The sequence below is a fragment of the Bacillus sp. FSL K6-0073 genome, from assembly GCF_038006085.1.
GTDB classification, from domain to species: domain Bacteria; phylum Bacillota; class Bacilli; order Bacillales; family Bacillaceae_G; genus Bacillus_A; species Bacillus_A cereus.
Genome location: NZ_JBBOUN010000002.1, coordinates 278,421 through 298,133 on the forward strand (window position 1 = coordinate 278,421; position 19,713 = coordinate 298,133).

Sequence of the window (19,713 nt, forward strand, 5' to 3'; positions counted from 1 at the left end):
CTATGGAAAGCGAGGTGGGAAAATGGCGCAAAAGAGTCATATGAACGTAAATGATGTATATCCAATACTTGATATGATCAATAGAAAAGTTAATCAAGGAAAGGGAACAAGACACCATTTTACTAGTCCGCTATTCAATAATGATAACGACAATGGTGTAACAACATTGAATTCTTCTCAATGGCAAGTAGAGTCATTTGAAGTCATAAGGGAAACAGAAAATTCAATAGCTAATCATGTAATTAATGAGATCCGAATTATTTATCGAAATGGTGCATTAGATAAAATTTCTTTAGTCCGTGGGCTCAATCCATCTGTATCTGATGAAATTCAAGATTATGAGTATATCAACAATATTATGATTACAGAAGTTTCTATAAAAACAGAGTGGTTTGGTAAATCCCAAGAAGTTGTTGCAAAGATTATAAGGGAAAATGATTACGGTAATTTTAAAAAGGTTAAACTCACGTATTTTGACTCGGAATGGGGCTGGAGTGAGGACGAAATCGAAGAAGATTCTATGCCGTCTAAATATGAAAATCCATCTGATTTTTATAACGGTAAATATAGTAATTATGAAGAAGTGATAGTAGAGGATTATGTAGACTATGCAGAAATAGGATATGCATCTAATGAAGAAATTGAAATCTCTCCAGATGGTTGGTCTGATGGATATAATCCATCGTCTCCTGTAGATGTTAATGTGGAACTCGGACCAAAGATAACAGATGAAATTTAGAGAGGAGGTCCTACATGAGTTTTGGAGCAAATGTAGTAGTTGGAGGGGAAATAGATAGAGTAGGTAGATTGGGTGGTGGACGTTTAGATTATCCATTTATGCCTACCAAAACAGTTCCTTATATAAAGGGGAAAATTTTAGAGGTACTAGGTACTTTAGGGCACTTTGATATTCAATTTATTCCTGATTTTGATATTGAGCTGGTCTCCGTAGCTGTAGGAGCATCTAGATATCATTCCTTTGATAATTGGAGTTTGTTTATTGGAGATGATCATAAAAATAACTACGTATTTGATGAAATTTATACGAAGGATTTACCAGAAGGTGCTTATTTAATGGCTGTGAAAACAGTAAAAGCAGGTACCCCAATTACATTCCGCTTTGATAATAAAGGTGGGCAATCGAAATATGTTTGGATAAACTTTCAATGTTTAAGGGATAATCCCAACAAATAAGAGAGGTGGATATAAATGCCTTGGGTAGAGGAAACATTAAGACACGATAATTTTTTAGATGATATGTTTGATAAAGTATTTAGAAGATTTAAAGATAAATCAGGTAATTACTGGTGGCAGAATTTTAACAATCAAGTTCCAAAAGTAGATCTATATAAAATTACTTTTGAAAAAGGGTTATTTGTAAAAGGAGAAAAGGGATATCTACCCCCTTTTGAATCTCGAGAAGGTATGTTATGCATCACTCGGCATATGATTATGCGTAGGTGGGATAATGAGTATTTAGCATTCGCACAGTCAACAGGGGCTGTAAAAATTAACACTAAAGATATTCCTAGAGAAAAAGAAGGTTTCTTAGAATGGATTTCTAATTTTTATAGAAAATCTGTAGACTATACAACTGTTTATTCATACACACTAGACACATATGCTGGATATACGCATTATGTATCACCTAGTGGTGAACTTGCTCCAGTTACTATCATGAGTGAAAATCATGGTTTGGATATATTTAGGGATAGCATGGATATAGAGTACTACGGCGAGGATGAATACTATGAAGGTATGAAACAATCACCGATTATTACCATGCAATTAAAAGGAGATACAGGTAATCTAGTTGCCTCCATAGGGAAGTTGAATTATCGAACTAATACGAATTGGTGGGGGGACTCTTTAATTCAGCTAAAAGGTGTATTTGATGAGACAAGTGCATTTTTTACATTAAAAGTAGATTCAGCTCCTAGCTGGGAAAATAATATGGTGACTTTAATTCCCTTTTTCTTTGGAAATCTAGTATCTAAAAATACATCTTCGAAAAATGAAACACCAATCGCTATGCTTGGAGGTAGGCAAGTAGGAGAATTTTTTGATTTCGATAGTATAGAGACTAAAACTGAAATTTTACAACCTATCACAAGAAATTATGTAAACCATCCGTCAAACGGAGTAGATTCCGTTATGATCAAAAAAACAAAATATGGAGCACGTTATCAAGAACATTTTTTACGTTGGAACGTGCCACCTAATCTAATGCCACCTACTCGTGAAGAATTAAGACTTGTCAAAAATGCACAAGGAACCGAGAAAGAGGAAGAATATGCTCGTAAGTACCCAAGGGCATGGAATTATTTAAGATATGGTTACTATCAATACGATTTTCATGCATCTAGGTATAGTAATAAGATTCATACATCTCGCGCAACAGTCATGCATCCTGAAGATGGTGTATTAGGGTATATTCCTAATATCGTACTTCTGCCCGTTATTAATGTTTCTGAAGGTGAGAAATTAGTGTTCCCTTATTGGTGTGAAGAATGTAATGAATCTCAATATCAACCTGAGGTACCTAAAGAATCTACTAAATTAGAGTGGGGAATTGCTAAGAGTACAAGCAAACTGAATAATCTTCATGTAAATTTAGGAGATTCAACCAATAATTCTAATTCCAATTCTGATATAGGTAATAAATTTTCTTATTATTGCGATGGGTCAGTAAAGGCACCAGCAGTAGATGATACTTATTGGAATCCCTCTGTTATTACGCAAGATTATTTGGCTAACAGCACAGATGGTATTGGAAAGGAATTAAGCAAATCGTTCTGGGAGGGGCGAAATGATTGGTTAGATTATTTACAGGAGCCTCAAAGTCAGTATCATTTGGATAACTCTAAAATAAAAATTGAAGATTTTCATAAATTTTTATGGAAAACCTTAAAAGATATTAAAGATGATGGTTATAGTTTACAAGATAGATGGCTAGATTTTAACGAGTGGGGAAAGGCAAATTTACCTTGTTTAAATGAATTGCAAAAAGCCTCAGTATTTATGTCGGCTAAACTCAATAAACCTGTCTTATTTTTCCCAGGTTCAGAGGGGTTTTTAAAGGGCGATATTTTAGATAAAATGCTTCCTTTAATTAAGAAAGTACCAAGTGTTATATATGATTGGATTGACTTTAATAATGTATTTATTGAAAACGAAGATGATACAGGTCTTGTTGGAGCTTGGGTAATGGATAGTTTTGCTACAGCCATGCATAGTAATGGGAAAAAGGAAAATATTCTATCTTCTTTTCGTTCTTTAGTTAACTTTGAACCTCAGGTGCTGCTTTATAATATTTCAGCTGCCAAGGCACATCGCCCATATGACTATATAAAACCTAACCTGGGTTTTGGCAGTCATGTTGTTGATGGAGAATATAAAGCATATTATTTACCGGATATGACTGATGATAATTATATACCTTATGTTGCCGCAGAAGTAGCTGTACATGAGATGGGTCATGCATTATCTAATTATGGATATGACATATTAGGTGAAAAACTACATGAAATGCAAGAATGGTTAAATATTAGTGGGTGGATCGAGAATATTGATGGTTCATTTAATGAACTAACGAAAAGCTCGCCAGGTACAGCGTTAGATAATGGAAAACTTGCTCCGGTATCAGATTATGGATGTTTTAGCCCGGCCGAAGATTTTGCTGAGGCCTTTATGATGTATATCATTAATAGACAATTTTTAGCTAGAAATTTTAAAGATAAACACGATTTTATAGTTAATAAATTAAAAGAAATGGGTATTGATCCAAAACTGTAGGAGGTAAAATATAATGATTCTTAAGATAAAAAGAGGAGAAGATTTTGCCTTTATTGATAATGAAGGTGATATTCAACATAAAGTCAGAGTAAGCGGTAATAATGAATCTCTTGTAAAATCTTTGGATAATATTTTGAATGTTCAAACTGGAATAAGGTTTAGAGGAGAGATTAAGGGGATTCCACATAAATTAATTACAAAGAGCGGAAAAAATCCTCCAACAATCAATAAATCTAATAAATTATATCTTATGGAATATTTTAAAAGAGACTTAGAATTACAAGGCTTTACCGTGGAAATTATAAAAGCGTAGAGGTGATTTTGATATGGCATTAACTCCCGTTCCTAATTTATCAGTACCGCAAAATAAAGGGTTTAAAGGAACTGATTCACTACCAATTATACATTCAATTAGATGGAGGCATTTACCATCGAGGTACATTTTTAAAGACGTAGATGACGTAATTACATATCATTCTCATGGGCCACTTACTATAGATATTAACAAGCATGGTGTATCTTATCTTGATGTTTATTTCCTAAAAGATACTGATATCGTTGAAGTAACAGCATATATCAGATTTTTAAGAGAAAAAGATCAGCTTTTAATAGAGGAACCCTATAAAATTGGAGAGGCTGGGGCAGTAATTGCCTTAGAGGATGATGAAGTAAACCATGAATTAAGGAGAGTTAAAGGAATTGCTTTTACGCAAAAAGACCTAGGTGATGGTACACCTATGTACGACTTTATGAATATGTCTAAAGAAGGCATTTATGAAGTCTGGATAAAAGTAATTACAGGGTTAGGAAAAGAAATGCATTTAAGGGTTCCTTTTCAATGGGATAATTTGGTTCCTAGAATTCCTCCAGAAAAAGATGGTCATGATTCTGATGATGCGGGCAAGGATAACGAAAAATCAGAATATAATGATGAATATTACGTGACGATTGTAGAGGGGGACTCAGCTTTTACTAAAAGGCCTTCTACCCATTTTAGAATGGCAGGTATAGGTATGTTAAAAGATGCGGGTTGTTTTAAAAGAATAGAGACTCCTGTATTAGAACCAATTTCAAGGCCTTCAAAAATACAGATTATTAATGATATCCCAATTAGTAGCTGTGGTTTAAATTTAATTACATCACGATTTAATAAGGTAGTAGGAGAGGTTGTTACATTCTCGCTTGTACACACAAATAAATCTGGTATTCTACGCATTGATACGAACTATGATAAGAATGGTTTAAAGAGTCTTGGGAATGGAACGTTTAAAATTATTAATAAGGGCGTATATAAAATTACATTTATTGTAACGTATAACGATGGACAAGAATGTATAACTGAGGGGACTATTATTGGCGAATTTATTTGTGAATTAAACATTACTGGTCCTTCTTTAAAATCACATGTAGGGGATTCAATTGTTCTTCATTTAGATCATGGACAAAATAGTTCAGCTTCTAATATAGGTGTACTTGTTCAAACCCCTCCTAAAGTCATGCAGACAGGAATTTACACTTTTACTAGTAGTTCACCAGGAGTATATTCAATTAAATTTATCGTTGATTATGGTTTTGGAGTTTGCGAAAAAATAGTGAATATTGAATTTATCTCAAAAAATATTTCCCCTGAAAAACCAGAAGGCGGAGGCGGAAAACCAGAAGGCGAAGGTGGAAAGCCAGAAGGCGGAGGCGGAAAACCAGAAGGTGAAGGTGGAAAACCAGAAGGCGAAGGCGGAAAACCAGAAGGTGAAGGTGGAAAACCAGAAGGCGAAGGCGGAAAACCAGAAGGTGAAGGTGGAAAGCCAGAAGGCGAAGGTGAGAAACCAGGTAAAAATGTACTAAAATGCGGACAAACGGCACAGGGTGGCATGGGATATGGGGAATATATTCATGCTGTAAGTGAAGAGGGCATCTGCTATGTGGAATATGATTTCTTCTCTGCACCAGATAGGATGCGAGTATTTGTTAATAATGAATTGATTTATGATACTTCACGTAAAATGGATAAAGAAGGAAGCCCGTTTGGTTTTTATTATAAACCTGATGATGGGGAATTAAGAGTAGTAATGAATGATGGTCAAGATAAAGGAAGCAGGTGGAGTTATACCCTTTATTGTGGAAGTAGTGTACCTTCGGATGTAAAACTAAAAGCTAAAATTATTAATTAGACATGAGTGTTGTTAACAGAATAAAAAGACTACTTATAATGAATTTAAGTAATTAGTTGCAACTTATTACCTACTCATAACGATAACTAAGTTGCAGAATAAGGGCGGGTAAAATCTCGTCCTTAATTAATAGAAAGAGAGGTGTAGAAATGCCGTATATTGATAGCACACCTGCACTTTCCCCTTATAAGGTTCGTGAAGGTAACTTACAACACGGTTTTATGGATTTACTGATTAAACACGGCTGGACCAAAGTAGTAGAGTTTAAAAAAGCTGTAACAGGGTCTTATTATGTTACAGATCATCCTTTAGAAGGAAGGCATGATGAAAAATTTACAGTTGCCAATCATATTATTTTACGTAATGCACGAGGTGATTTGTTTGGTTTTGCTGTAGTTGCAGATTGGAAGGAGTTTACTGCTCATGATAAAGGGATTCCATATTACAATGCTTTTAAATCAACAGCTACTGAAAAAGAGGCCCTTATTAACTATATGGCCAAAGAATTTGAAAAAAGAAAAGTAAATACATCTCTTTATTTTTATATGTTGGAAAAATTACCAGATGTAAAAGAGGGAGATAAATTATTTACCCCATGGGGAACGGGCTCTAGTGCAGATGAAAAACGACTTCAAATGGCTTTAGATATTGAAGTTACACAAATTGATTTTAAATCTACAAGTGCTGGTTCAGAATTTGTAAAACAAGCGAATCCTGTTGTGATGCAGTCGCCTATTGTAGAGTCATCTCTACGTTCACCATTACTTGAAAATATTGATTACCCTTATATGCATACAAATTGGTGGGTTGATTCGGAAATTAATATTAAAGGACATATTGACAGTAATAGTCTTTTCTTAATTATCCAAACGGATAATACACCAATGTGGGAAAATAATGTCGTACCTATTGTACCGATTTACTTTGGCGATATTGAAGCAATAGATGAAGGTGATCCTGCTATCGCATTATTCGCAGGAACTGTTCCAAAAGGTACTGATACAAATGGCGTTGCTGCTTATAACTTTGATGATATTAAGATTAAAGGTGGGCGTCAAATTATGCCTGTCCTGAAAAAATATCCTTCTAATCCATCTAATGGTGTTGACTCTGTAATGGTGAGTCGTACTAAATTAGGTTCTCGTTATCAAAGTTATTACTTGTCTTGGAATGCACCTGCACAAGATATGCCTCCTAAGCGTGTATCTGAAGTAGGTAATAAACAATACCCACGAGCATGGGAACGAATTAATAATTATCAATTCAATCCTTCACGTTATTCGGATAAAGTACAAACTTCATTTATTTATCTGATTCATCCAGAAGAAGGAGTAAGAGGATATTTAAAGAACTCTGTAGGATTTAATTCAATTAATATGGGATCTAGTGAATTAAGAATTCGTCAAGAGAGTTGTCCAGAAAAGGTTTTTGATGTATATCAGTGTGTCCCAGTTAGTGCAATTTCACCACTAACGAAGCGACCATCCACACAATTTCGACCAATGGGATTAGGGTTGTACAAAGAAGCACTAAATACTTCTAAGAAACCAGCAGCGAATAAGACTCTAGTTAATGTTTCTAACCTAAAAGCTACAAATCCACAAGAAGGAACTGTATTACTTACTTGGACAAATCCGAATGATATGGAGCTCTCAACGGTTAACATCTTCGTAAATGGTATGAAGTATGCAACAGGTGTCACTGAAGTAGAATCATATACTATTAAAAATGTGACAAAAGGAAATGGTGTAAAAATTAAACTAGTTTCTGTAGACATGAAAGGTAATGAATCTGCAGGTATTGAAGTATCTGTGAACGTAATGTAGTAATGCAACTTACATGTTATGAAAGAAAGGTACCTACCTATAATATACATGACATAGAAGAATTGCTATTTATAAAACTAATTAACCTATTATTAAAATAAAATGATGAAGTGGGTGATGAGATGCCATATATTGATTCAACTCCTCAGGATTATCCCTCTAAGTTTGAAGAAGATAACTTGCAGGACGTATTTGCACAAATGTTAATTGATAACGGTTGGACGTTAGTGAGGAACTTTTATAAAGCTGCGGTAGATACTAGGGCGTACAATCGCCGAACGGATCAAGTCAATTATGCAATTGCAAGACATACCATTTTTAGAAATGCAGATGGAAAATTGCTAGGTTTTGCGACAATTAGCCAATTCCCTCTTAAGTACAAGTATGAAAAAAAACAGCCTATTCGTAGACCTTACGATGATACCGATCCTAATGATCCTAACTTTAAAATGAAGCCTACTTGGGATGAATGGATTAAACAAAAGTATGTAGATAATACAACAAGAACAAACTTGTATTTCTATATGTTAGAGAAGTTACCAAACTCTAATCTTGTTAAAGAAGATGGTATTGTTTCTATCGTTACTATGCCAGGTATGGGTGGTACATCCTTTGAGCAAGACAGAGATAGGGATAGAGATGACTGGTCTAAGTGGTGGTATGAGTATTTTGAAGGAAACTACCATGTAGAAGATAGAGACTACGATCCAGAAGACTTAATTTATGAAGAAAAATTATTATCAGCTTCTCCTTTCCATGTAATACGTTCAGCACTAGATATTGAAGTGTTAGAAACACGTTGGGATACTGATATGCAAGAAGCGGTAATTGAAAAAGCTGATTCTCGTGTAATGCAGTCACCAATTGTTAAGACTACATTGCGCGCTGAATTTTTAGAGCATATAAACGATCCTTTATGGCATACGAACTGGTGGACAGATTCAGAAGTTCGTGTCAAAGGTCATATTGATAGCACAACATTTTTCCTAGTTCTTCAAGCTGATACAGCCCCTGTTTGGGAGAAGAATTTGGTTCCGACTATACCGCTATATTTCGGTAAAGTAAATTCTTTAGATGGAGATAAAGATGAAGGCTATGCATTATTTTCAGGAACTATTCCACCTGTAAAACGTGTGGATTCAACTAGAAAAGAAACTACATTTTCTTGGCGGAAAATTATGCCTGGAGATACAATCCTTTATGTCAATGATGCAACGAAATTACCTGAGGCACCAGCGTTGTTAACGATTAATGGTACAGAGGTAGTTAAACTAATTGAGAAAAAAGGTAACTATTTAACTGTTGAACGTGCGCAACTAGGAACATTCATGCGTGCACCTTATTGGGACACAGGTGCGACAATTGCTCGTCTATCGACTAACAACGCTAGCAAACGAGTGAAGAATGAAGATGTAGTATCTTTATTTGATTTTGATGATCCTGGCGCAACTGTTGGCGAAACAATTTATCCTTTACTTAAATTGTATCCACATCATTCTTCAAATGGTGTAGATTCTGTAATGGTTTCCCGTTCAAGATTTGGTGCACGTTATCAGGCTCACTATCTCTCATGGAACGCACCTTCGAACCAGCTACCACCAAATAGAGTAGATGAAATTGGTAAGAAATATCCGAGAGCATATAATCCTGTTGAAAAAACTAACAATTATAAATATCAATTTAATACTTCCCGATACTCAGATAAAGTACACTCCTCTCGAATTTATGTAGTTCATCCTGAAGAGGGTGTGAGGGGGTATTTAGATAAAGCAATTGGTTTTAACTCACAAGGAATGAGTGCAACGAACTTACGTGTTGCAAAACAAAACTGTCCGGAAAAAGTTTATGAAATGTATAAACCACATAGTATAGGTGCGGTATCTCCTCTAACGAAGCTACCTGTTACACCTTTCCGTCCTGTAGGTTTGGGGATTTATTCTGAGGACTTTAATCCAAATGAAGTTCCTCACGACATTAAGAATGATAAAACTCCTCCAGGAGAAGTGAAGATTACTAAAGTATTAAGTCCAATATCACAGACTATTGATGTAGAATTTGAACTTCCTACAGATAAGGATTTAAAGCATGTCAATATCTACTTAGATGGTAAGATCTATGCTACTGGAATTACTGGAACAACTTATTACAGATTAATGGGATTAAACACAGGATTTAAACCTGAGATCAAAATTACTACGGTGGATTCAGCCGGTAACGAATCTGTAGGTATTACTGCAACACCTATAGAGGTTTCTTAATAAATATAGAAGGGGTGACCAATATGTCATTAATTAATACAGATGGATTTTTCGATGTAGATTTGTCCGTGCAACTTCTACCTTTAGATTTAGAGAAGTTGTTTAATGCGGGAGGATGGAGTACTTTAGGGAAATACCGTGCGGTATCGCCTTTAACAGATGCAAATGGAAAGAAGGATCCATACCGAAAAACTTTTGCTGAAACTTTTCTATTTGAATCGAAAGGTAGCGATAAACAACATCGCTACTTTGGATTCACCACAGGTTATGGTGGAAATGTGAGAAAGCTTGGAGAGGAACCTGTAATTTCAAAAGATACATTTTTAGGTGAAATGAAGGATGTAACTCCTAGTGGGGCCAAAAAAACAAAGACAGTATTTGAATTTATGGTTAAACCAGTTATTCCTTCTAGTGTAATTTTATATCGTGAAGATGGTTCAATGATTGACCAAGCTACAACAAAGTATTTAATAGATGGAGAGAAAGGGACTGTAACATTCAATGATAGTCAAGTAGGTAAGGTTCTTTCTACATACTCGCTTACAGATAATGCTCCAGATCTAGTAAAACGCTTATGGTTCTTTACGTTTGAAGGATTTATCCCTACTCGATTTATTTTACGTTCTGAACGCCCTGACTTGGCTGAGCTAGAAGACAAAAAAGGTGGAGTATTTAGCTTTAAAATGAAGAAAGGGAACCAACGTATCCGCGAGAATTCATATAAGTTCTATGATAAATTAACTGGAACAGTACCCCTTGATTCCGCTGATTATACTGTGGACCATGAGGCCGGTACAGTAACGTTTTCAGGAGGAACTGAGCCGTTAGCATTATTCGCTGACTATGAATTAGAATATGTAAAAGATGCAAACGGTAGTTATGGAGATATTGAAGTAAATAAGTTTAATCCGCAAGTTCCAACAGAACTTATGGGGGCCGCTTATGATGCAGTTCGCTTTGTTTATCCTTCATTACCAACAGCCGTATCGTTTATTCCGCAAAATGATATCGGTTTAGGATGGGGACGAGATTCTCAAGTTTATTATTGGGGAAATATTACAAAGGACCGTATCGTTTCTTACTTCCGTTTAGATCCTGCGCCGGATCCTGAAAGTACGTTCTTTGCACCATTATATATTGGACGCCTATCGACAATTGGTAAGACTCCTCGAATGAATAATGTAATTATTGGTGGAGCTCGTTCTGATGATGAGATTCAATATAAAGCGGGCATGAAATTAGGACGTAGTGTAGTTGACTATGGTGTAAATACATCTAATGGTAATAGTTCTGTACTTGTACAGCGAACTGTTGGCGGGGCAATGTATCAAAAACATTACTTAGCATTTATTACTCATGATGCTGACGTAGATCCAAGCCATGAGTCTCGTTTTAATCCGTCTGTATATTCTAATAAATATCACATTTCGCCAATGTATATTGTTCATCCTTCTGATGGTTATGTGGGTAGACTAGATGAAGTTTATGCAATTCATCCAAAAAATATCTCACAATTAGATGAACTAGAAGTAAAAGAACGATCTGAAAACGAGCAAGTAGGTACAGGAGATGGAGCAATCAAAGAGTTTCATTTATTCCATAGACCTACAATCGATGATGAATTTGAAGTTCGCTTAGTAAGTTCAACTGGATGTAATACGTTAACTAAAGCGAATTATGTTGAATATAAAGCAGATACACCTCCAGCTGCTGGGAAATTTACAGTAGATGGTTCTACCAAACGATTAATTTTGGGTGATGCTCCAAAAAATCGCGTAGAAGTGATTGTTTCTTATAATTACGCCCAAACATATCGTTACACTTTAGCAGATACACCTAGAACACCTTTCCGTTTAGCGAACATGACTCCATATGCTCCTATTGGACTTGGTTTCTTAAAAGAAAATTTATAATAACCGCAACTAAGTCATGACTTGTACCGAATACTACGGTGCAAGTCTTACTTTGTCGAAAGGTGGGTGGTGGAAAATGAGTAACAGTAAGCATTATTTACTCAGTTTCACTACCCTTTTTTATAATAAAAAGGGATATGTATTCAGGTTCAATCGTCATCAAAATGTACCTAATCTAGATGTTGTCCCATTGGCTTTTGATCCTTGGAATAGGTATAGTGCGTTAGCTTTAGATGATATGAAAATGGGTACAAAAGTGAAACGAGCGGCTGGTGCGATGCACTCTGTATTAGCTGATTACAAAACTATATTTGAAGGCTCCAATTTAAATTTAGAAAAAGGTAGTCTTATTTATATAGCGGAGGTAGGAGAAGCATTAACTAGAGGGGATAAAAGTGCACGACAAGGGGATTTAATAGAAATAACAGAGAATAAGGATTTTTACGCTTATTTTGGAGAAGTTATTAGTCAAATTAATACAAATCTAGTTAAGAAACTAAACAAATATGACTTGAAATCTAGTAAAAAGTCGATGATTCATACAGAAACTCCATTTGAATATAAAAGTAGTAATAAGAGGGTTTATAGTGAAAGGAATTCTTATGATTTCGGCTTTTTGAAAGAGTTAATTGGAGAAAATATTAGTTTAGAACTACTCGAGTTATTACCGAGTTTTGGTCATAATCAAGTAAAAGAATTAGCAGATGTATTATTTAAAAGTGGGCAAATTAATACGGAAGAAAGATTGCTAACCTTACAATATGGCGAGAAAGTTGTAGAAATAGCAAAAGCTAATTTTTTAAAAGTGGTTTGGGATGCTCTCTATAGCCAATTGGATAAGGGGAACAAATTAAGTGAATTTGGGAAAGAACCCAATAAGATTAAGAACTTTAAAGTTATTTTTACTAGTTATCCTGATGAAGGAATATTAAAAGGAAAAGATACACCAATTCAAGGCGTTCTGAATTTAGGAGATATAGGTGAATCCTATAAAGGAATTTTAGGTTTTCTACAAAAGCATGAAATGAGTAATGGAAATAAGCTGTTATCAAGTAAGGTTGCAAATACTGAAACAGGATCTTTAATTGCATTAGAAGGAAACGTTTCTCAGGATAGTAGAGGGAATTATCATTTATATGGATTAGTCCCATTTGATGTATATGAGGCGTATATTGAACCTAAAATTTACGAGGGTGTGTCTCATATAGCTGCATTAAGTGAAGCGAGTGAAGTCTATAGATTAATGAATCAGAAAGCTTCATTAGATGAAACACGAAACGTACATGATGTAATTATTCAGGGTTTAGGTGCAGGTAAGAATATTTCAGACGTAAGAGTAGATTCAATGACAGTACCAAGGGCAAATGTGAATTATACTTTGAATGATTTTAGTCAGTACATTGGTAGTACCTCTTTCAAGTCTGTAAAACAGCTAATTCATAGAATGGAAGATAGTAAATCTTATCAGTATACGAAGAATAGTGATAAATTTATCATTGCAGATAAGTATAAAAATGTTCAAAATAATTTATCAGGATTTGAATTAGGTCAGGTTTACCATTCTGGTTCTGAGTCACTGAATATGGAAAAAACACAAAGTAAATCATTTAAGTTTGGATTTGAAGATTCAGTATTAAATAGTAACTTTAGTAGTCATTATCAAGCGAGTGTTACTACTTTATTGGATAGCACAGAATTTATTCGTGAAGCAGAAAAGTTAAACCTACTTAGTGGAGATAGAAATTACCAAGTTGGTGAAAAGGTTGTTTTAAATTCCGGTGAAACATTCCAGATTCAAAATGGCCGTTTGAATAATTTAGAGAATGGCGCTAATCGTTATGCTTTTAAAGGGGAATTAATAGCTATAGAACAGGCCTTTAGCAATGAGGATATGATAGATGTTGAACTTAACGAGTTAAATACAATGCAAATTCACTCTTTATTAAAGGACGCTAAAATAGATGGTTTTTCTTCAAGTGTGTTGGAACAATGTGAAGATGTAGTGGTTACACATGTAGTAAAAAAGAGTGAAAAGAAAAAAATAAATGAAGCGAAAATTGAACAAAGTCTTCCTGTTAAAAATAGTGTAGCCGATTATGAGGTAACTATAGAAAATGAAATAAAGTACCATCTAGATAAAGAATTTGACACAGTAGTTTCAACAACTACCTTAAGTGATCAAAGAGAAATCGTAGTTTATATTTCGAATGACTATGGAGATTTTGGAGAGATAGAGAAGAATTTAGAACTTTATGTAGAAGAACAAAGTGTAGTAAATAAACCTGAAAAGAACATGGAAATTCAGCAAGACACACTAATCAATTCAAAACTTGAAAAGATATTTGCATCGTATATTCAAGATAGTAATGTAGTAAATCAACTGAAACAAGAAGAAGAAATAAATTTAGTGAATTTTTTAGACGCTAAAAGTGAAAAGATATTGAATACTGATGTATCAAATAACATGATAGCGGATGAAATACAGAGAGAAGAAAAAGCTCATGTTGATAATCTAGTTGGATTGGAATTAGAAAATATAGTTGAAACCTATATTCAAAATAACAATTCAGCAGCGCTTGCAGAACGAGAAGAAGAGCTCAATGAAATATATCTAATTGATGCTGTTCTAGATAATACAAGAGACTTGTATTTATTAGATAGTAATAGAGCGAATCAAACTGATTATAAAGAACAAGTATATATTGAGAAGTTAGTTAGTTCGAAACATGAAAAGATATTAGAAACGTATGTGCAAAGCGGTAATATGGCAGAACAAAATGAAAATAGAAAAGAAACGCTAGAGACGTATGTACAAAATAGTAATAAAGCAAAACGAATGAACGAAGAAGAACTACATGTCGAGAAGCTACTAAGCACTAATTTTGAAAAAACGTTAGAAACGTATGCGCAAAGTGGTGAGATAGCAGAACAAATTGAATACGAAGAAGAAACAGCTGTAGAAAAACTGTTAGGCATAAATCTGGAAGAAACGCTAGAAATGCATGTGCAAAGTATGGATAGATTGGATCAATTACAACGTGAAGAAGAACTACATGTCGATAAACCACTAAGTATGAATTTGGAGAAAACACTAGAAACGTATGCGCAAAGTGGTGAAATAGCAGAACAAATCGAACGCGAAGAAGAAACAACGGTAGAGAAATTGTTAGGCATGAATCTGGAAGAAACGTTAGAAATGCATGTGCAAAGTATGGATAGATTAGACCAATTACAACGTGAAGAAGAAGTGCATGTCGATAAAATGCTAAGCATGAATCTTGAAAAAACACTAGAAACGTATGTGCAAAATGGTGAGATAGCAGACCAAATTGAACGCGAAGAAGAATTACACGTCAATAAATTACTAGATATGAATCTGGAAGATACGCTAGAAGTGTATATGCAAAGTGACGATAGAGCATTTCAAAATCTTCGTGAAGAGGAAAATTACTTCATTAATCTAAGTACAGCAAAATCTGATGGGATAATTGATAGTGTTGTCTATAAGGAAAATACAATGTCAAATATGGCTGAAAAAGACAATGGTATTCTATTGGATTATGTATCAGAAGGTATAGTAGGAGAGACTTATGAAACGTTAATAGAAGAGGTAGAACCATTAATTATTCATAAAGAATATGAAACAATGATACAAGATGTAGAAAACGCATTAAGTGGAAGTGAAGTCCACGTTGCAGTAGAAAGAAAACATTTAGCTCATCTGTTTAACATATTTGATATTGAAATGAACAATCAAGTACTAACCAATGTAGGGAAAGAAAAGGATGCTACCATTGAAAATACAGTTTCAGGTAATCAAACAAATGAAATTGGAGTTGTAGTTACTGATGGGGCTCTTATGAGTTTGGGAGATACTTATGAGTCAATTATTAATCCTACTATTAAAGGTGAAATGGGTGCAACTATAGACACTGTAGTTATAGATGCGAATTTAGCAGATCACCATGCATCAAATGAAGTGGATATTGCAACAATTGAATTCGTAAATAGTGGTAATGATAGAGAAACAACATTAGAAGAAATAGAGTTTGCAGGTTCAGAAAGTAATTTCGAAACTACTATAAATCACTATGATTTTGCGAGTAATAGTCAAGAAACAGATTCAATTATAAACAATAATGAAATGGCAATTTCGGGAATTCATGTAGATACAGAGGTAGAAGAAAGTACCTTAGCAGAATGTAATGTATTCTTAGATGTTATCCAAGAACAATTTGATAAAACAATATTACGTAAAAATAGAAAAATGACAATAGAAGATGAAATGCAAACAGAACAGGTAAATAAGAAGAAAATAAGGATTTTCCAAGAAGAAGAGGGAAGTTCAAGTAATGAAACTATAATGATACTGGATGAAGAAGAACAGATAAACATTAATTCTGCTTCAAATATCATAATAGATAGTGAAACTACAACGAAAAAATTAATATCAAATACAATGTCTATAGAAGATGGGGAATTGTTAAATATTAATAAAGGGAATTATGGATTTATTGATGAAATTGATGAGGGAATGCATTCGAATTCAAATATAATTTCTATAGAAAATGAAGTGGATTTAAATATTGAAAGACAGCATGAAATGAATGTAATTGATGAAGATGATACAGGTATAGGATTACCTGAACCAGATAAGACATGGGATGAAAAAGAAAAGGATAAAGTATGGCTCATTATGGGTAAACCATTCCCTGCATGGAATGGTTGGAATATCAAGAAGACGCGATAGGAGGAAGTTACTATTGAGCATTCATAGGGTTCAGACTGGACTTATTTTTGACGATAATTTTGAAACACTTGATTCACGTTGGATCGTATCCCCTACTGACTCTTATACGTTCAGTGATTCTGATAAACAATTAGTACTTAAACACAACTCTACTGATAGAAGTACAAATGCTCTTTTTTCTCTTCCTCAAAATGAAGATGAATTGTTACTACAAGTGCATTCGAACTATACACCAAAATATTTGGGAGATGAAGGTGGTCTCGTTATTTGGAAGAATGCTCTTGAGAAAGTTGAGTTTTTGGAGAGTGAAGATAGCATTCATGAGAATACCTATAATATTTGGAGAACAGTAAAAAAACAAAATCTGTGGACCTTTTTTGCAGAGCGAGGAAATGCGTGGGAGCTATTTGACTCAACAATTTGTATCGATCCAGCTATGGCTGGAGTTGTATTAAAAGGAACGCCAAGAGATGGGTATACACCCCTTATTGTAGAAAGGGTTATCTTATGTAAGGGTACAAATATTAGTGTTGGTAATTTAAATAGTTTTTATAAAGTTGAGTTAATTGATTATGAAAGAAATGTTGTAACTACTCAAATAGTTCCAGATGGATATTCAGGTATAGACATCGAATTACCTACCATTCCTTTTAAGGGGAAAATTAGAGTTTACGATAAGAATGAGACAGGTGAGTATGTTTTAATAGATGAACAAAAAGAATATGCTGAAATGTACGGCGGCGATCTGTTTTTAAGAGGTACAAATTTAAAAGTAAAATGGAAAGGCCAAGAGTTAAGTGAAACAAAAGCTACACATTTAGGTGCACTGAAAAGTGACATAATTGAACAAAAATTGACTGTCTTAAACGATACTTCGGGAAATGTAGCAGAGAATATTGAAATTCAGATTGCTGTTTATAAAAAAGAGTTTGGCTGGGAATGGTGTGATCTTGCCACAGACAACAACGGTACTCCTAATCAATATGAAGATACAACAATACGTATCGGAACGTTACATGAAGGAGAATCAAAGGATTTTTGGGTGAGAATTGCTAGGGTCGATACAACCGATCCTGAAAAAATAAAACAACAGATGAGACCTTCACACTTCTTCTTGGAAATAAGAAACGAATAAGGGGTGGCTAAATGGGAACAAGAATGAAGCTCCATAGATATAGTCCTATCACAAAAGATTGGGATGAAATATTACACGTTGTTGATCAGGATTTCGTGAAAACATATGGTACATCAAATCCTATTTTACCAGTTGGTCATACTTATGAACCAAATAAAGGGCTATTAAAAGTGTATTATAATGGCCGGCGTTTACTAAGCGGAGTTGATTATATTGAGCTGGATGATTATCACATCCATTTAGGTGTAGGTTCAAAAAATGAAGAGCGTTCTATACAGCTACAAATTGGTGATGAGGTGTACATAGAAGTCTATAAAAACCAATATTGTAGTAGGGGGCAAGCTACTATTAGTGGAACGCAATTTTATGACTTACAAAAGGAAATATATGATGCTCGGCAATTCAGAGAGAGTGATAAACCTCATATTTCGTTAGATGCACGTTTAGATGAAATACAACGCCAGTTAGAATTGGTGTACGGTGGAAATTCAAGTGTAGATATAGACTATGAATATAATGAAAGAGGTCAAATTATTCGTGAAATTATCACGGGAGATCATACTATTATTCGAGAGTTTACGTATTATGAGAACGAGGCACCTATGGTCAAGGGTGAATTGAAAACAGAGACTGTATATTATACAGATGGTCTTGGAAGTCTATCTCAACAGGTTACAAGGGAATTTTCATATGATCCTGCAACTAGAAGACTATTAAAGACAACAGTACGAGGGGATAGCTAAGTCTATCCCTTTGTTAATTTCCAATGGAAAGTTCTTATAATGACAGTGCATACCTCGATTTATAAGGAGGATAAATTTATGGATTTTATTGCTTACAATAGAGCACATCTCAATAACAGGCGTATACGGAAGCTTGACGATAAAGTGATGGTATTTGTTGTGCCATCTATTGTACAAGTAGGTATTGTTCGTACAGAATTACGTTTCCCTTATGAGGGAGAGTTAATTGATGCATATGTAACGTGCGGCACAATGGGAGAATCAAAAACGTGTATCGACATTGAAAGATGCAGTCAAAGTTCATATGATACAACACCTATTTGGCATAGCATTCTTGCTGATGAACTTGTTATTGATGGGAAGAGCAAATCTAATCGTACGTCCTCTACACCATATTCTTTTAAACCGTCACAACTAGCTGTTAATCGTGATGATCACTTTAGAATCAATATCAAAGAGGTAGGTAAGGGCGTAAAGGATATTACTGTAGAGTTGGTAGTTGAATTAGCTCTCGAAGAATAATAAATAATTCATCACAACTTTATAAAGAGATGTAGCGATAATTAAAGTGTAAATAAAAATTAGGAGGTCATTTATATGCCAGCACCACAAGTGAATTGGAGAAAACAAGACAACTCAGGAGCTGTACCGTCTTGGAATATTGGGACCATTGATGCAGGAACACCTTCCTCTGATTTTGGAGTATTAATTTGGAATAACTTTGCGGGAACAACAGATTTATCTACTATGACAAACTGTACTATTACGACAAAAGATAGTGCAGGTGGTAATACGGGTGAGTTAGTAACAAATAAATGGGTTGAGGTGACTGTTGCATCGGCAGCTGAAACTGGTCGTACACCTATTGGAGGTAATTCTACTCATCCAATTCAGGCGGGAGGAAATTCAACGAATACTGATGGTACGTTTTCTCCAAATGCAAATGAAATTTTAGGTGTTAAAAATGATGGTAATAAAACGAATGCAAAAGGAAATTATGCAGAAGTTATTCTTCGTGCCAATGTCCCAGGTAACGCGACAGCAGGAAACGTAGCATTCTTAACACGTGTTGCATATCAGTACGTATAAAAAATAGTTACTTCAATGCAATGAGGTAGGGGGAAG

General features: G+C 34.6%; 13 protein-coding genes. All 13 read left to right on the forward strand.

Features of this window, described 5'->3' with window-relative positions; all coding sequences use genetic code 11:
- Positions 1-22 precede the first annotated feature (22 nt).
- The 13 genes from MHB52_RS29400 (at position 23) to MHB52_RS29460 (ending at position 19,677) form a co-directional block, all read left to right on the forward strand.
- Positions 23-739 carry a hypothetical protein gene (locus MHB52_RS29400; RefSeq protein ID WP_000057634.1) on the forward strand — a complete coding sequence of 239 codons (717 nt, stop codon included), beginning with the start codon at positions 23-25 and terminating at the stop codon, positions 737-739.
- A 14-nt stretch (positions 740-753) separates the two neighbouring features.
- Positions 754-1,194 (forward strand): hypothetical protein, encoded by a 441-nt coding sequence (locus MHB52_RS29405; protein WP_000007798.1) that lies wholly within the window; start codon positions 754-756, stop codon positions 1,192-1,194.
- Between the two features lie 15 nt (positions 1,195-1,209).
- On the forward strand, positions 1,210-3,795 hold the full coding sequence (locus tag MHB52_RS29410; protein WP_061663906.1) for a hypothetical protein: 2,586 nt from the start codon (positions 1,210-1,212) through the stop codon (positions 3,793-3,795).
- 13 nt (positions 3,796-3,808) lie between these two features.
- Positions 3,809-4,108, forward strand: a complete 300-nt coding sequence (locus MHB52_RS29415) for a hypothetical protein (RefSeq protein ID WP_000601025.1) — start codon at positions 3,809-3,811, stop codon at positions 4,106-4,108.
- A 13-nt stretch (positions 4,109-4,121) separates the two neighbouring features.
- Positions 4,122-5,963 (forward strand): hypothetical protein, encoded by a 1,842-nt coding sequence (locus MHB52_RS29420; protein WP_061663905.1) that lies wholly within the window; start codon positions 4,122-4,124, stop codon positions 5,961-5,963.
- 149 nt (positions 5,964-6,112) lie between these two features.
- Positions 6,113-7,789, forward strand: coding sequence for a hypothetical protein (locus MHB52_RS29425; protein ID WP_001146340.1), 1,677 nt, complete (start codon positions 6,113-6,115; stop codon positions 7,787-7,789).
- 122 nt (positions 7,790-7,911) lie between these two features.
- A complete protein-coding gene (locus MHB52_RS29430; RefSeq protein WP_061663904.1) occupies positions 7,912-10,047 on the forward strand; it encodes a hypothetical protein in 2,136 nt (711 codons plus the stop codon).
- Between the two features lie 23 nt (positions 10,048-10,070).
- On the forward strand, positions 10,071-11,960 hold the full coding sequence (locus tag MHB52_RS29435; protein ID WP_061663903.1) for a hypothetical protein: 1,890 nt from the start codon (positions 10,071-10,073) through the stop codon (positions 11,958-11,960).
- Between the two features lie 76 nt (positions 11,961-12,036).
- On the forward strand, positions 12,037-16,710 hold the full coding sequence (locus tag MHB52_RS29440) for a hypothetical protein (RefSeq protein ID WP_061663902.1): 4,674 nt from the start codon (positions 12,037-12,039) through the stop codon (positions 16,708-16,710).
- A gap of 13 nt (positions 16,711-16,723) precedes the next feature.
- Positions 16,724-17,845 carry a hypothetical protein gene (locus MHB52_RS29445; protein WP_061663901.1) on the forward strand — a complete coding sequence of 374 codons (1,122 nt, stop codon included), beginning with the start codon at positions 16,724-16,726 and terminating at the stop codon, positions 17,843-17,845.
- 11 nt (positions 17,846-17,856) lie between these two features.
- The gene (locus tag MHB52_RS29450; protein WP_006916873.1) at positions 17,857-18,588 is read left to right on the forward strand and encodes a hypothetical protein; all 732 of its coding nucleotides are present in this window, start codon (positions 17,857-17,859) and stop codon (positions 18,586-18,588) included.
- Between the two features lie 78 nt (positions 18,589-18,666).
- Positions 18,667-19,110, forward strand: a complete 444-nt coding sequence (locus MHB52_RS29455) for a hypothetical protein (RefSeq protein WP_006916875.1) — start codon at positions 18,667-18,669, stop codon at positions 19,108-19,110.
- 75 nt (positions 19,111-19,185) lie between these two features.
- The gene (locus MHB52_RS29460; RefSeq protein WP_001111326.1) at positions 19,186-19,677 is read left to right on the forward strand and encodes a hypothetical protein; all 492 of its coding nucleotides are present in this window, start codon (positions 19,186-19,188) and stop codon (positions 19,675-19,677) included.
- Positions 19,678-19,713 lie beyond the last annotated feature (36 nt).